Source organism: Paenibacillus sp. FSL H7-0735 (assembly GCF_038008505.1).
GTDB classification, from domain to species: domain Bacteria; phylum Bacillota; class Bacilli; order Paenibacillales; family Paenibacillaceae; genus Paenibacillus_AQ; species Paenibacillus_AQ odorifer.
Genome location: NZ_JBBOZH010000001.1, coordinates 5,315,285 through 5,331,514, shown reverse-complemented (window position 1 = coordinate 5,331,514; position 16,230 = coordinate 5,315,285). Strand labels below are relative to the sequence as shown.

General features: G+C 48.3%; 11 protein-coding genes. All 11 read left to right on the top strand.

The window, feature by feature from the left end; genetic code table 11:
• Positions 1 to 5 precede the first annotated feature (5 nt).
• The 11 genes from NSS82_RS24320 (at position 6) to NSS82_RS24270 (ending at position 16,129) form a co-directional block, all read left to right on the top strand.
• Positions 6 to 1,568: an extracellular solute-binding protein gene (locus tag NSS82_RS24320; protein WP_076272195.1), complete on the top strand. Its 1,563-nt coding sequence runs from the start codon at positions 6 to 8 to the stop codon at positions 1,566 to 1,568.
• 37 nt (positions 1,569 to 1,605) lie between these two features.
• Positions 1,606 to 2,391: a glucosamine-6-phosphate deaminase gene (locus tag NSS82_RS24315; protein WP_306031460.1), complete on the top strand. Its 786-nt coding sequence runs from the start codon at positions 1,606 to 1,608 to the stop codon at positions 2,389 to 2,391.
• A complete protein-coding gene (locus tag NSS82_RS24310) occupies positions 2,388 to 3,548 on the top strand; it encodes an N-acetylglucosamine-6-phosphate deacetylase (protein WP_076272193.1) in 1,161 nt (386 codons plus the stop codon). Before NSS82_RS24315 ends, NSS82_RS24310 begins: the two co-directional genes overlap by 4 nt.
• 26 nt (positions 3,549 to 3,574) lie before the next feature.
• Entirely contained in the window at positions 3,575 to 5,380 is a 1,806-nt protein-coding gene (locus tag NSS82_RS24305; RefSeq protein WP_076272192.1) for a DUF4838 domain-containing protein, read from the top strand.
• A gap of 168 nt (positions 5,381 to 5,548) precedes the next feature.
• The gene (locus NSS82_RS24300) at positions 5,549 to 7,690 is read left to right on the top strand and encodes an S-layer homology domain-containing protein (RefSeq protein WP_076272191.1); all 2,142 of its coding nucleotides are present in this window, start codon (positions 5,549 to 5,551) and stop codon (positions 7,688 to 7,690) included.
• A 71-nt stretch (positions 7,691 to 7,761) separates the two neighbouring features.
• Entirely contained in the window at positions 7,762 to 10,692 is a 2,931-nt protein-coding gene (locus NSS82_RS24295) for an insulinase family protein (RefSeq protein ID WP_076272190.1), read from the top strand.
• 156 nt (positions 10,693 to 10,848) lie between these two features.
• A complete protein-coding gene (locus tag NSS82_RS24290) occupies positions 10,849 to 11,280 on the top strand; it encodes a MarR family winged helix-turn-helix transcriptional regulator (protein WP_038572665.1) in 432 nt (143 codons plus the stop codon).
• 18 nt (positions 11,281 to 11,298) lie between these two features.
• Complete coding sequence (locus NSS82_RS24285) at positions 11,299 to 12,681, top strand: MATE family efflux transporter (protein WP_076272189.1); 1,383 nt, start codon at positions 11,299 to 11,301, stop codon at positions 12,679 to 12,681.
• Between the two features lie 191 nt (positions 12,682 to 12,872).
• Positions 12,873 to 13,778, top strand: a complete 906-nt coding sequence (locus tag NSS82_RS24280) for a carbohydrate ABC transporter permease (protein WP_036683142.1) — start codon at positions 12,873 to 12,875, stop codon at positions 13,776 to 13,778.
• A 63-nt stretch (positions 13,779 to 13,841) separates the two neighbouring features.
• Positions 13,842 to 14,624: a carbohydrate ABC transporter permease gene (locus NSS82_RS24275; RefSeq protein WP_052097522.1), complete on the top strand. Its 783-nt coding sequence runs from the start codon at positions 13,842 to 13,844 to the stop codon at positions 14,622 to 14,624.
• 140 nt (positions 14,625 to 14,764) lie between these two features.
• Positions 14,765 to 16,129 carry an ABC transporter substrate-binding protein gene (locus tag NSS82_RS24270; RefSeq protein ID WP_076272188.1) on the top strand — a complete coding sequence of 455 codons (1,365 nt, stop codon included), beginning with the start codon at positions 14,765 to 14,767 and terminating at the stop codon, positions 16,127 to 16,129.
• The last annotated feature ends 101 nt before the right edge of the window (positions 16,130 to 16,230 follow it).

Sequence of the window (16,230 nt, the reverse complement as noted above, 5' to 3'; positions counted from 1 at the left end):
TCGTAATGAACAAATGGAAATCTGTACTGCTGCCACTGATGATTGCAGCAACCGTAGTAACTGGCTGCAGCGGAGGGGGCAATGACACCTCGCCGCAGAGTAGTACTCAGGGCAGCAGTACCGCTTCACCTACTGACTCGTCCAAAACGGAAAAAACCTTCACTGCGCTCTTAGACAACAATGCTACGTTCCCTTATTCGAAAAGCTGGCCCATTTGGAGCTGGCTGAAGGAGAAAACCGGTGTCACACTCGAGGTGCAGACCCCTTCCGGAAAGCTTGAAGAGAGCTTGAACCTGGCGATTGCCTCGAAGGCAATGCCGGATCTGATGTATATGCCTAACCGCAAAGAATCGAATAAATTCGGGCAACAGGGTGCGTTGGTGGATTTGATGGAGTATATGGACAAAATGCCGAATCTGTCCGCCTGGGTAAAGCAGTATCCAGAGGAAGCGAAGGCTGCACTGTCTGCTGATGGCAAAATGTATATGTTCCCGAATCAGGGCTTTGGCGAGACGAACCGCATGATCTGGTTATACCGTAAAGACATTTTTGACAAAGAAGGAATCCAGGCACCAGCCACATATGAGGAGCTGCATACAGCTCTAAAAACCTTGAAGGCAAAATATCCGGACAGCTATCCGCTTTCGATCCGCTACGGACAAATTCCCGATGAAATGAATGCCAATATGACAGTGAATTACGGGACGGGTGAAGGGGCTTATTATGATTTTGCTAAAAAAGAGTGGCTTTTTGGACCCACGGAAGATAGTTACAAGGAAATGGTTGGCATGTGGAAAATATTTTATGACGAAGGGCTGATTCCACCCGACTTTCTATCTCTGCAAACTAAGCAATGGCAGGACATGGTGTCCACGGGCAAATCGTTTGTGACCATTGATTACATCAGCCGGATCGATTTTTTTAACAATGCGATGCAGCAGGAAAATCCGGAGTTCAACATGCAGTTCATGGCTCCTCCAGCGGGCATTGCCGGCGGCAAGCAACTGAACCCGTATTTTCATTATATGGAAGGTGGCCTAACCGTGGCATCAACCTCAAAGAACATCGATGATGTGATGAGCTATATGGACTTTTTTTATTCCGAAGAGGGACGTACGCTCAGCAGCTGGGGCGTGGAGGGCGAGACGTATGTGAAGGAAGGCGACACGATTAAGTTCAAACCAGAGTACAACGATGTGATCGAAATGCGGAAGCAGACAGGACTTCAGACTAGCGGAACATACACCTGGATCGACTTTGGGGCACATCTGTCGTTGTTCTCAGACAATTTAAAGTATGCCTTTGAAGAAGCGACGAAATATGATCCGTCCATGATGCAGCCACGGCCTGCATTTACGGAGAAAGAGAATGAAATTATTGCGATAACCGGCCAGGCGATCCAAAAACACCGCGATGAAAGCTTTGCCAAGTTTGTTACCGGCTCCCGAAAGCTGGCCGACTGGGACAAATATGTGGAGGAGATGAACAATCTCGGCGTGGATAAGCTGCTGGCTACTTATAAGGAAGCTTACGACCGTGTTCAGAACATTCAGTTAAACGGGAATTAATCTGTCTGGTGCCAAGGGCAATAGTTGCCCGGAAAGGATGAGCGGGATGAATGACATCATTAAGCCTTTAGAGACACACAGAGTAGAGCAGATGTCCGTTCAGGTTTATGAAGATCGTAGCCTAATGGGCGCTGCGGCGGCATCGCAGGTTGCGCAGAAAATTAGAGCTTTGCTTCAAGATTCTGCGCGTCAGGTCCGAATTGTGTTTGCTGCCGCACCTTCGCAAAATGAACTGTACGAGGGGCTGGTGCGGGAGCAGGGGATTGATTGGTCCCGGGTCAATGCTTTTCATATGGATGAATATATTGGCCTTGCGGCTTCGGCTCCCCAGCGTTTCGGCCGTTTTTTGACAGATCGGCTATATAGTCGGGTTAACCCTGGCCGGGTAGAACTGCTGGATGGTCTCGCTGATGTGGTGCAGGAATGCCAGAGATATTCGGCCCTGTTGAGCGAGGCTCCTATTGATATCGTTTGCCTCGGGATCGGGGAAAACGGGCATATCGCGTTTAATGATCCGCCAGTTGCTAATTTTACCGACCCGCAGCTGGTCAAAGCGGTCGAACTGGAGGAAGCCTGCCGTCGCCAGCAGGTGAATGACGGTTGTTTTACCGGGCTGGACGAGGTGCCAACCCATGCGCTGACGCTTACGGTACCAGCCTTGCTGGCTGGCCGTCACCTGTACGGAATTGTACCTGGGGTGTCCAAACGCAATGCTTTACAGGCGGCGCTCCATGATTCGATCAGCACGGCATGTCCAGCTACTATACTGCGCACCCATCCGGAGATCACGATGTTCACGGATCGGGCTGCCTTTGGCCTATGAACGCGCCAATTAAAGGAAGGCACTACAAGACTGGGCTGCCGGTTGAGGTAAGTGTCGAGCAGGGGCGAATCACTTCGGTCACCGAACTTGCGGAGAGTCCAGCCAGGGCCGATTGGCCCTGGCTGGCACCCGGGTTGGTGGATCTGCAAGTGAACGGGGGCTGGGGGCTGGATCTCAACACGCTGCCTTTGCAGCCTGAAACGATATTGGAACTGTCCCGACTTCTACTAGGAAACGGGGTAACCAGCTATTGTCCAACTCTGATTACTAATGGCAAAGAAGCGCTGGCACAAGCGGTCTCCGCCATTGCGGAAGCCGCTTCGCTGTATCCGGAAGATGCTGAGGGGATTGTAGGAATTCATCTGGAAGGTCCTTTTCTGTCACCAGAAGAGGGTCCACGCGGCGCCCATCCAAGGGAATATATTGGCCCGCCGGATTGGGATATGTTGTGCCGCTGGCAAGAAGCGGCTGAAGGGCTTATCCGTATCCTCACCGTCTCTCCGGAATGGCCAAACGCCGCTGCATTTATCGCCCGGTGCAGTGAATCAGGCATCCTTGTTTCCATAGGGCATACAGCAGCTTCCTCCGAGCAGATTAGGGAAGCGGTTGCGGCAGGAGCGGTGATGTCTACGCATCTCGGCAATGGTACACATCTGACGCTGCCCCGTCATCCCAACTACTTGTGGGAGCAGCTGGCGGCGGATGAGCTTTACGGCTGTATGATTGCAGATGGCCAACATTTGCCGCCCGCTCTGTTGAAAGTAATTCTGCGGATGAAGCGCAGCCGCACCATCTTGGTCAGCGATGCTGTATCGCTGAGCGGAATGCCGCCGGGAACTTATCACCTGCACATTGGTGGAGAGGTTGTATTAGCAGCAGAAGGGCGGCTGCATCTGGCCGGCAATTCTCAGCTGCTGGCAGGTTCCACCATGATGCTTCCAGATCAGGTGGCCTATCTTGCGGAGGCTGGATTAGCCCGGCTGGATGAAGCCTGGGATTGTGCTTCTGCTCATCCGGCCACTTTGCTGGGGCTGGAGCAGGCGGCAGGGCTAAGGGCTGGAGCACCTGCCGATCTCGTGAGCTTCTGCTATGACGACAGGACACTTAACGTGCTGGAATGCTGGAAAAAGGGTCATAGCAAGGCTTGCAGTAATTAATTACAGCAAAGATTAGGAGGAGAACGATGCAGAGCTTGATACCGCAACCGAAGCAGATCCAAGCGAAAGATGGCGAAGCTTTTCAGTTCAGCGAGGATGTAAGCCTGAGCCTCTATATGGAGCGGCATGATCTGAGACTGGTGGTTCATTGCCGCCGGGCGTTTCCGGAGCTGGAATGTACACATGTTATCTCGGGGAGGGGATATTCACTTATTCTTCAGAGTCTCTCGCAGCCAGAAACGAAAGGAGCACAGCCAGATGAAGTAGATCTGAAATTGCTTAACGGCCGGGCGGAAGGGTACAGGCTGGAAGTGTCGGAGCGCCGGGTGGTAATTCGTGCACTGGACGCGCCGGGTCTATTTTACGGGTTACAAACGTTATTACAACTGCGTAAGTCAGTAGGGGAAGTTCCTGCCGTGTCTATCATGGACTGGCCTGACACTACTTTGCGGGCGATGAATTTTGATCTTCGCCAGACTTTTTCCAAGCCAGAGCTGCTGCTATCGTATTTGGCGGATTTTGCCCGGTATAAAACGAATGCGGTTCTGATTGAATACGAAGATAAATTCCCGTTCCAGAAGTACCCGGAATTCGTGCATCCACAGCATTCGTTAAGTCTCACACAGCTAGAAGAGCTGAAACGCACAGCCCATGAATATTTTATTGAGATCATTCCGCTGCAGCAGAGTTTTGGGCATCTGGAGTATGTACTCCGCCACGGCACCTGGCGGCACTTGCGCGAAACGGAGTTATCCCTGGGGGAGATCTGCCCGTCGCATCCGGAATCCTTCGAGCTGATTACTGATTTGTTGCAGGAGATGATGGAAGCTCATCCGGATTCCCGTTATATTCACCTTGGCTGCGACGAGGTGTACAGCTTATGTGAATGCGAACGCTGTAAAACGTTGTTCGGAGGGGTACGGGAGCGGGCGTTTATCGCTTTTTTGAACGCTTTGATTGAATTTACAGCCAGCCGTGGTAAAAAAGTGATTTTCTGGCATGACATGCTGGACAAATGCCCGCCGGAGGAACTGGCAAAGCTGGATAAGCGGAGTGCGGCGATGATCTGGATATACAACGGACGTAATATTGAAGCTGAGGTTTCTTCTCTTGCGGATAAATTCAGGTCACTAGGCATCGAGGTTATGGGAGCACCGGCGGTTCGCAGCTTTGACTGGGCTGAACATCAGAATTATCCGGTACTATTGAACCGGACGGATAATCTGCTCCAATGGGCGGAGACAGCGGATAAGCTGGACCTCGGTTGCATCGTCGCCACGAACTGGACGGGGCCGTTCAGCCTTGGCGTTCCTTATGGTATCTTCGAGACGACGTGGTATCCGATGCTGCTGCACGCCGATTTGGCCTGGAACCGCAAAGCGGACGCCTCAACATTTATCGATCGATTCATGGAGCGGTTTCATGGCATTGATCCTAGAACAGGTCATGCTCAGCTCGGGAATTATCAGCTGGAAGATTATTATGATGTTATCTGGAAGCTGCTGGACAAGGTGAAGGATCACAAGGATGAAGCAGAGCTGATTGCCATTATGCATGATTTTGAAGCGGCGACGGACCGTTCGCGGGCGATCCACAAATATGTCTACCGCTGGGAGCTCTATCCGGGAGACGATGCGGAATGGCATTCGCTGCTGAACAATTACATGAGAAATCGCCGTGGACGTGAGAACGTTTTGCCTCGCATGAAAGCGGTTTTGGAGCGTTACCAGCCATCCGATATGGCGGAGCATTTTGTGAAATCCCGGTTCTATCTTCACGATTATCTGGAGCAGACATTATACCGTGAGCTGGGGTTTGGCCAGGCTGAATAAAGGTTTTGAAAAGATCGTACGGCTACCGTGTAAGCGGGTAGCTGTGCGGTCTTTTGTTATTCTTATCTGGATAAAAAATGTATATTGAAACATAGTCAGGAACAAAATCCCATTTCGCTGCGTCTAACCTTATAAAGTTCTAGCAAACTACATTGGAGGAGAATGAATATGAGAGCAACACCCATAAACAGGACGATAAGGAAGGTTACACTTACCGCATTATGTATTTTGCTTGTATTGCTGAGTGGCAGGGTAATGGCGGAGCCGTCTCCGGCACAAAAGACAACCGCGGTATTCACAGCGGAGATGCAGAGTACCTTGGAAGGGGCGCAGAATGTGCTGCTTACGATACAGCCATTCCCGGACGAAGCAGCCGTAGGTTTCTTCAAGAATGGGCGCAGTCTGCCCAAGGGATATCTGGAGCAGACTGCCGATAAGATTCTGGAACAGCGGGGCAAGTTCACCAAGGTGGCAGAGCTAACTCGAACAGCGTTGGCTTACAGTGCTGCGGGGGGCAACATCAACAACATCGCGGGTATTGATCTTTATCCATTCCTGATGAATCATGCCGGAATTGATTCGGAAGGGGCAGCAGCGGTAGCAGCCGCCTATATTACCTCGAAGAACTCCATTTCAAATTCATTGGAGCGGACAAACCGTTACCCCGATTTGCTGTTTTATCAGCTGCTTGATATGCAGCTAGCGGATGGCAGCTGGCCGCTGGCCGGGCAGAAGCAAGGAGATCTGGTAGCTACTGCCTGGGTACTGACGGCACTTGCTTCCGAAGTGAGTTCAGAACAAACTGCGCAGCTGATTGAGAAGGCTTTGCAGTGGCTTAAGAGCAAGCAGCAGCTAGACGGAGGATTCGATGGTAAAACTACGACGACAGCGCAGGTGATTGTTGCTTTATCCTCGCAGGGAGTTGATGCAGCAGATTTCACCAAGGAAGGCGGAGCCTCGTTGCTGGACCATTTGCTGGCGCGGAAGCTTCCGGGTGGCGGCTTTGCGCAGACAGCAGGCGGAGGAAACGATAGTCCCGCTACTGTGCAAGCCTACCTTGCCTTGACTTCCTATAAGCTGCTGTCCAAGCAGGCTGGCATGCTGTATAGCGGACTACATCATGCTGGACTTGACCGGGCAACGATTCAGGTCGAAGGACCCGGTGGCACCCTTGCCGGGGGGCATATTGTTGGCGGAGATGCTGTGAAGGCAGCGGCAGCTTTTTTACAGGCGAAGGGTCTGGCGTATAAGCTGAATGCGGATGCAGCTAAACCGGCCTTCACAGCTATAGAAGGGATTCAGAACGGGCGATACAATGGACGCGGAGAATGGAAGATTGCTGTATTCAGCGGGGGCAGTGCATGGATGTATCCTGAGAATAGCCCGTACAGACTGACGATAGGCAATGGGGATCAGCTGCTCGTTTACTACGCGGACGATACAGAACTGCTTGACCGGATGGAAGTGAAGTGGAAAGATAAAAACGGCCAGGAAATGGGTGGATACGCAAGCGCCAATATGCCGTTTTCCCTCCATATCACCAAGTCAAACGGTCAGCTGGGCGGTCTTCCGGCTTTCGGCGCTACAGTGACACTTCAAGGAAAAAGCGTAGTGGCTGACAGCACGGGAAAGGTGTCTTTTGCCGGGATGAAGCCCGGTGTCTATCCTGTGCAAGTCACCAAATACCGTAAAGATGCCGCTCCAGCACTTTCCAAACGGACGTTTGCGCTGCATGTCTCTTCCCCGGAATTGGCCAGCTTTACGGATGCCAATAAAGTCGCAGCTTGGGCACGTTTGGATATCGCAACAGCGCTCAGCAGCGGATATATTCAGGGCGTGAGTGCCAGCGGAAATGTGCTGGCTCCTAAGCAGAAGCTGACCCGGGCTGAATTTCTGACCCTGCTGCTGCGGCTATTGCATGAGTTCCCCGATGCCAAGGCCACTTCTAGCTTTAAGGATGTTCCGGCGGACAAATGGTACAGCGGTACCATCGCCAAGGCTGAGGAGCTGGGCATTATCAGCTCTTCAGCCGGCAAGTTCGAACCGGACCGCGGTATTACGCGGGAAGAAGCGGCGGATATGGTAACCAAAGCTGCCCGGTTGTCTACGTACGGCAGCCCGGACCGTGTGAAGTTTGCCGATACTTCCAGTTTGTCAGAGGCGAGCCGCCAGGCGATTCAGGCCGTGAATGAACATGAAGTAATGACCGGCAGCGGGAGCCGTTTCGATCCTAAGCAGATTCTGGTGCGTGAGCAGGCAGCGGCAATTTTAGTCAGACTGCAGAAATTAATCCCGGAAGCCTTCTATTAATGGAATAAACGTCCAGGGATATGATAAGCTTCAGATAGAGTTATCACATCCAGTGCAGAGGAGGCAAATCTATGAGCCGCTTGATCACAGGCAACATATATTATGGATTTCAGGTCGTTAATGAGGAATTTATCCGGGAGATCGATTCCGCCGTATTCACGATGGAACATCTGAAGAGCGGCGCCAGGCTGCTTTTCGTGCAGAATCAGGATGACAACAAGGTATTCAGCGTGAGCTTCAGGACCCCTCCTGAAGATAGTACAGGGGTCTTTCATATTTTGGAGCATTCTGTATTATGTGGTTCGGAGAAATATCCGGTGAAGGAACCTTTTGTAGAATTGCTAAAGGGCTCGATGCAGACATTCCTGAACGCATTTACGTTTGGGGATAAGACGATGTATCCGGTGGCGAGCCGGAATGAGCAGGATTTCTCCAATCTGATGGAGGTCTACCTGGATAGTGTATTTCAGCCGAATATTTATAAGCAAAAGGAGATTTTTGAGCAAGAGGGCTGGCATTACGAGCTTCAGCAAACAGAAGACGAGCTGATCTATAAAGGCGTGGTTTACAACGAGATGAAGGGTTCCTATTCCTCGCCGTTTACAGTGCTGATGGACAGGATCAAAAAGTCGTTGTATCCAGACACGATTTACCGCCATTCTTCAGGTGGAGATCCGCAGGAGATTCCTGCGCTTACGTATGAGCAATTCCTTAAGGCGCACAGCAATTATTATCACCCGTCCAACAGTTATTTTTATCTGTACGGAGACATCTCTATTGAAGAGAAGCTGCAATTTATAGACCAGGAATACCTTAGCCGTTATGAAAAAAACAGCTTTGATACCACCATTCCCCTACAACAGCCTACCGGAATGACGGAGCTGGTAGCGGATTATCCGATTCTGGAAGCAGAAACGGCCGACGACAAAACATATTTGAGTCTGAACTATGTAATTGGAACCTCTACGGATCGGGAACTGAATCTGGCTTTTGATATTTTGAAAAGCATGCTGATGGACAGCAATGCAGCTCCGCTTAAGCAAGCCCTGCTGGAAAGCGGTCTAGGTAAAGATGCCTTTGCTTTTTATTCCGACAGTATGGTTCAGCCGCTGCTTGGCATTACCCTGACACATTCGAACGCCTCCGCCAAAGATGCCTTCGTGGAGCTGGTGAAGACCACATTAAGCAGCTTGGTTAAGAACGGGCTGGATGAGAAGCTGGTGCTGGCGGCGGTCAACAGCAAGGAATTTGAACTGCGGGAAGCGGACTTTAGCCGATATCCAAAGGGACTTACTTACAATATCGAAGTGATGAAGTCCTGGCTCTATGACGGTCAGCCGTCTACTCCTATGCTTTATGAAGAGGTATTCACTACCATTCGGGAAAAAATAACGGATCGTTATTTTGAGAAGCTGATTGAGGTCTACTTACTGAATAGTGATCATTGCAGTCTGGTGGTGCTGAACCCGTCCAAGACGATTGCAGCCGACAAGGAAGCGAGCACCCAGTGTCAATTAAGTGAATACAAATCATCGCAGCAACCAGACCAGCTGGAGCAGCTTGTGCAGAGTACACAGCATCTTCTGGCGCGGCAAGGCCGTGCAGATGCAGCCGAGGATTTGCAGAAGCTGCCAAGTTTATCTCTACAGGATATTAACCGCAGTGCTGAACCTCAGGTGCCATCCCATGAATATAACCTTGAGGGTCTAAAGCTGATCCACCATAACGTATCTACTCAAAAGATTGCGTACTGCAAGTTTTATTGGGATACGAGTGTTGTGGCTCCTGAGCAAATTCCTTATCTTGTGCTGCTGGCAGAGGTATTGGGCCAAATGGAGACAGCTTCTTACAGCATTGAAGAGCTCACTAGTGAAATTGGGATCAAAACCGGAGGCATTCATTTCAAAAATGAGATCTTTGGCGCTGCAAAAGATACTGGAGCCAGTTATCAGCCTAAATTCACTGCGCAGGTTAAGGTGATGGCGGGGCATATTGGTGAATCGCTGGATCTGCTGCGCGAGCTGCTCTATACCAGCGCGCTCGATAACCTGACGAAGCTACAGGAAATCGTGCGCCGGGAAGCTTCGCAGATGGAATCGGTTCTGAACCAAAAAGGCAATGAAATCGCGGCCAGCCGCCTGATGTCTTATTTTTCGGACATGGGAGCGTATCAGGAACAACAGGGTGGCGTGGCCTATTACCGCTTTATCCGTGAGCTTGCCGAGAAGATCGATCAGCAGGGAGCTGAGGTGGCAGACACGCTGAAGGATATCTGCACGGTTTTATTCAATAAACAGAATTTAATCATCAGCGTGACGGGTACCCCTGATTTGTATGAAGAATTCGCCGCTAATGTAGCGAAGCTGGATATTCAGGATCGGCCAGTGGTGAATAAACCTAAGATTACGGCGCAGGGGCATGCGGATAATGAAGGCTTTATGTCTTCCAGCCAGGTGCAATATGTGGTTAAAGGCTACGACTTCAACAAGCTAGGATTTACGTATTCCGGCAAAATGCAGGTGCTCAAAAAAATCATGAGCCTCACCTATCTGTGGAATGCCGTGCGCGTGAAGGGCGGAGCTTATGGCGGAAGCCTGATGCTGCGCAGAGATGGGATATTGATGTTCACTTCCTACCGTGATCCCAATTTGCAGGAGACGCTGGAGGTTTATGATCAGGCGTACCGATTCACCGAAGGATATGAAGCGGATGCCGACGAGATGACCAAAGCAATTATCGGCACCCTGTCCATGCTGGACCAGCCGCTGAGCCCAAGCGCTCAGGGACGGCGGGCGGACCGGCATTATTTTGAGCAGGTAACCGGGGCCGAGCTGCAGCAGGAACGGGATGAAATCTTGTCGACCACACCGGAAGACATCAGACAGTATGCCTATTTGCTTAAGGCTGTGACGGAACAAAATTATTTCACAGTTGTCGGCAATGCCTCCAAGTTGAAAGCGAAAAAAGTCTTATTCGGAAACCTAGAAGAACTAGTAATGTAATTCTCTCTATAAACTCCTCTTCAGTACCTGTCTGCCGACAAGTGCTGGAGAGGAGTTTTTTTGTATTTAGTTAGAACCTTGACAGTTAGAGTTCTAACTATTATGATAATGATGTTACTTAGAGTTCTAACTAATCCGCAAGAGGAGGAAATCACAATGAACAAACCCGTTGTAGACACACCATTTTCTAATTTAATACGAGAGATTGGGATGAAAATAAAAGGTACAGCTGACACCAGGTTAAATGAGTTAGGTCTGAACTCACAACAAGGCCGCATGATCGGCTATATTTTTGAGAATCAAGCAGAAGGGGTTATTCAGAAGGATTTAGCGGAGGTCTTTAACAGGAAGGGGGCGAGCATCACCAGTATGCTTCAGGGGTTGGAGAAGAAAGGGTATATCCAGCGTGTCACTCCTGAAAATGATGAACGTCAAAAGAGTATTTTTGTATTGGAAAAAGGTGCTCTTTTAGTGGAAGAGTTCAATGAGATTTTCTCTGAGGTAGAAGCAAGCATTACTAAGGCGCTTAGTCCGGAAGAAACTGCAACCCTAAAGTCTTTACTTCAAAAAGTTAGTTCAAGTTTATAAACGTTCGGAGGTTCACTTATGACAAATGAGTTCTCAAATCAATATTATTTAGAGTCGGCGCCCATGAAAAAAGCGATCGCTCATTTATCGATTCCCATGATGATTGGGATGTCTGTGGGTACTATTTATAATGTAATCAATGCTTACTTCATCGGCTTATTGCACAATACAAGTATGCTGACCGCAATCACGCTGGGCCTGCCTATTTTCACCGTTTTAATGGCTTTTGGAAATGTATTGGGGGTAGGCGGAGGAACATTTATAACCCGCTTGGCGGGGCAAAAAGAGACGGAAAAAGGGAAAAAGGTTGCCGGATATACTTTTTACGGGAGTATTGTAGTGGGGCTTCTTATCGCGCTCATCGCTTGGTTAGCTATTAATCCGATCACGCGAATGCTTGGTGCAGATGCTGCTACCTTAGACTTTACGAAGTCTTATGCGCTCACTCTTTTTGCAGGCGGATTTGCTGTTGTGCTTAATTTTGCTTTGGAACAACTGGTCCGTTCGGAAGGGGCCTCGAAGGAATCAATGTATGGTATTTTTATCAGTACGGCTTTAAGTTTGATTTTTGATCCTTTATTTATTCTCGTGCTGAATTGGCATGTTGCCGGAGCTGCTTTGGCTATGGTTTTAGCAAATTTGGGCTCTGCCATTTATTATATTTACTTTTTGGAAACGAAAAGTGAGCATTTAAGAGGATTTTTGAAGCATTTCAAGATATCTGTACGAGATCAGCTTGAGGTTTATAAAATAGGTACAGCGGAGCTATTGCAAGCCAGTTTTTTAATTGTCAGCACGCTTTTGTTAAATAACTATTCCATTCAATATGGGGAGAGTGTGGTCGCCGGATTTGGTGTGGCTTTAAGAATTGTGCAGATTCCAGAATTTTTATCGATGGGTTTATTTTTGGGATTGATTCCGCTATTTGCTTTTAACTTTGCTAGTAAAAATACGGAGAGACTTAAATCCAGCATCAAATACGCTTTTGCATATATAGGCAGCATTGCAGTTGTTTTTGTGAGTCTAGTATATGTGTTTAGAGGAACGATTCTTCATTGGTTCTCAGGCGATCCTTCTGTGTTAAGCATGGGAACTTATATTTTGGCAGCTATGCTGATTTCGGCTTTATTTAATGGATTTACCGGATTATTTATGAGCATTTTTCAAGCAACGGGGCAAGGCACACCCACCACTATTATGGCGATAAGCCAAGGTGTATTATTTATACCGATGATTATCGTATTACATTCTATTTTTGGCCTGCACGGTGTGATTTGGTCGATGACTGTGACTGAGGTAATAACGAGTGTGATGGGTGTGGTTTTGTTTATGATTTTTCGGAAAAAACTGAATAGTGCGGGCGGGGATGGAAAAGGCGCTGTAGAGGTTACGCCGGTATAACGCGATTGCTTTATGTAAAACTCAATATGGATTTTGTTTGCTGCGGGAGCTTAGCTCGCGCTTTTTTTACGTTGTGCAAAAGGAATATAAAACTGCTGGATCGGTAAAATTCGTTCCAAAATGAACAATTCTAGTTCTTATGATGACTGCTTACTTTTTCTACAATTATGGATAAGTAAAGGAGGAGAACTATGATACGCAAAAAAAGGTTTCATCTTAACATGGACACACGCGAAGCGATGGCGGGATATCTATTCGTTGCACCGCTTATGCTTGGGCTGATCATCTTGACGTTGATCCCGGTGCTGGGCTCACTGCTGTTAAGCTTCACGGATTGGAACTTTGTGGCTGGGTTAGGGGGCATTAAGTTCGCGGGCGTGGATAATTTCATCAGGCTGTTTCATGATGATGCTTTTATGAAAAGCTTGTTGAACAATTTGCTTTTTATTATCACAGTACCAGTTACGATCATCGTTGCCCTGCTGCTGGCTATCCTGATTGATAAACAGGTTTTTCTGAAGGATTTGTTTAAAGTGATTTATTTCCTTCCTTATATCTCCAGTGTAGTAGCCATCGCTATGGTTTGGCAGGTTATGTTTCACCCTTCGCTGGGACCCGTCAATCAATTCCTGATGTCACTGGGGTGGAACAACCCACCCAAATGGTTAGCGGATATCCATTATGCTCTGCCGTCGCTGATGCTGATTCAAGTCTGGATTCAGCTCGGTTACAACATTATTATTTTTATCGCAGGTTTACAGAGTATTCCAAAGGATCTTTATGAAGCGGCTGATATCGATGGTGCCAACGTCTGGCGCAAATTCCGCAACATCACGGTTCCCTGCATTTCGCCCACTACCTTTTTCCTGCTGGTAACAGGGGTTATCGGTTCATTTAAAATCTTTGATCTGATACAAGTGCTGACCCAGGGGGGACCGGCTAACTCCACGACCGTTATCGTCTACGAGTTATATGATACAGCCTTCAATCAGCTGAAGACAGGTTACGCCTCTAGCATGGCACTCGTTTTGTTCCTTATTTGCCTGATTATTACAGCCTTGCAGATGTTGGCGCAAAAAAAATGGGTCAACTATTAAAGGCGGAAAGGAGAAATTACAGTGAAAAAAGAGCTTCTATCCAGAACCTTCTGGACCATCGCCATGGGACTGCTAGGTATCGCATTTCTTTTACCGTTCCTATGGATGTTATCCACTTCCTTTAAGCTGGAGAAAGATGTGTTTAACTTTCCGATTCAATGGTTGCCACAGCAGTGGAACCTCATTGAAAATTATAAACAGGTATGGTCGGGTGACTTCGCTCGCTATTATGGAAATTCCATTTATATTACGCTGGCTACGACTATAATTAATGTGCTGATATGCGCACTTGCTGCTTATGGGTTCTCCAAGCTGCGTTTTCCGGGCAGGGATGCGATGTTTATAGTTGTATTGGCACTTTATATGGTTCCTCCGCAGGCTTCGTTGGTTCCACAGTTTCTACTGTTTAACTGGCTGAATTTAATTGACACACATTTGGGATTGATCCTGATTAACAGCTTTAGTATTATTGGAGCGTTTATGCTCAAGCAATTTTTTATGGGGGTAAACAACGAGTATCTTGAATCGGCGCGGATGGATGGAGCAGGGCATTTTCGCTCTTTTCTACAGATTGCCTTTCCGCTGATCCGTCCCGCTGTAGCTACTTATGCTATTTTGCGCTTTATTTGGACCTGGAACGACTATCAATATCCACTCATTTTTTTGAAATCTAAAGAGTTGTTTACGATTCAGCTGGGGATCCGGTTGTTCGGGGATCAATACGGGGATGTCTATTCACTCATGATGGCTGGTGCGGTATCTGCAATTCTGCCGTTGCTCATCATTTTTGCACTCGGACAGAAGCAGGTTATTGAGGGAATTGCCCTCGGAGGTGTGAAAGGATAATAAAAGTCAAAATAGTTTCTCTTCGGTAGAATATGAGAACTTTCCTCGTCAATCCTGCATGTTAGGATGTTCTTGTAAGCAGTTACATAGTCGCTGGTTATTAAGCGAGTAATGCCCAACACATTTATAGGAGGGTCTATATGAAAAAGAAATTATTATCTGCATTCATCATCACATCGATGGCGTTATCATTGGCCGCTTGCGGCGGAAATGCGAAAACCAATAATGCAGGGGCGACTAATGCACCCGATGCTGGCGGGAATTCAGAGCCTGCAGCAGAGAAGGTTACCCTGAAGCTGAGCACCTGGCAGACAGAAGCCAAAGCGAAATGGAGCACGATTATCGCGGAGTTTGAGAAGACGCATCCCGATATTCATGTGGAAGTAGATTTGCTGAATGAAAAAGGTGATTCGGTAGCCTCTATGCAGAAGCTGGATTTGATGGCGGCTGCGAGCGATCCGCTGGATATTGTCGAACTGCCTTATACCAACTATTCACAGCGTGCAGATATCGGTTTGTTGGAACCGATGGATGACTATATTCAGAAGGAAGGTTATAAGCTCGCAGATGAATATCTGGTGGACACTACGGTCAATGGCAAAATCTATGCATTACCGTCTTCCATGCAGCGCTGGTTCGTGCTCCTTAACAAAGAAATGTTAGATGAGGCGGGCCTTCCGGTTCCGACCGACTGGACATGGGCGGATTTCGAAGAGTATGCCAAGAAATTGACCAAGGGTGAGGGCGCAACGAAACGTTTTGGCGCATATCTGCATAATTGGCCGGATTATTTCCAGCTCCAGCTGATGAGCAAGTCTACGGATAATACTTTTCTAAAAGCTGATGGAACCTCCAATGCACTTGACCCGCAATTTAAGGCTAATCTGCAGATGATGAAGAAAATGATGTACGAAGATAAGAGTGCCACTCCTTATGAGGATATTATTTCGCAAAAACTAGCCTACCGGAATCAGTATTTTAACGGTTTAGCAGCGATGCTTCCGATGGGCGACTGGATGGTTGCGGAATCGGGTGGAACGGATGCCATTCCGGCAACCTTTGTTACCGCGTTTGCGCCGATTCCCCGACTTGACAGTGAGAGCAAACACTACTCGCCCGTACAGCCGACCTACATGGGAATAGCCGCTAAATCCAAGCATAAGGAGGCTGCCTATACCTTTGTGCGCTGGTATACCTCAGAAGGACTGGAAATCGGTGGACGCGTTTTCTCTGGCTGGGCCAAATCGGATACGAACAAATTAGTGGATACAATTGTGAGTGGTTCTAAGGATGCCTCTAAGATTGACGTCGATTCTCTGAAATATACGATGGAGAACTCGACACCTGGTGCAACGCAGGTTCCGGCTAAATATGCGGATGAAGCTAAGAACAACGTTATTCCAGAAGCGGAGATGTATCTCCTAGGCCAACAGGATCTGGATGTCACAGTTGCCAATATCGATAAAAAAATAACGGAAGTTGTTCAGAACAATAGCGGAAAGTAAGCGGAGGCTGATTGTACGCTTTTCAAAGGGGGCTTATAATGTGGGGGCAGGAAAGCATTTCTGCCTCCTGCTCCAAATTCAAACAGATGTGGGGCCTGTAA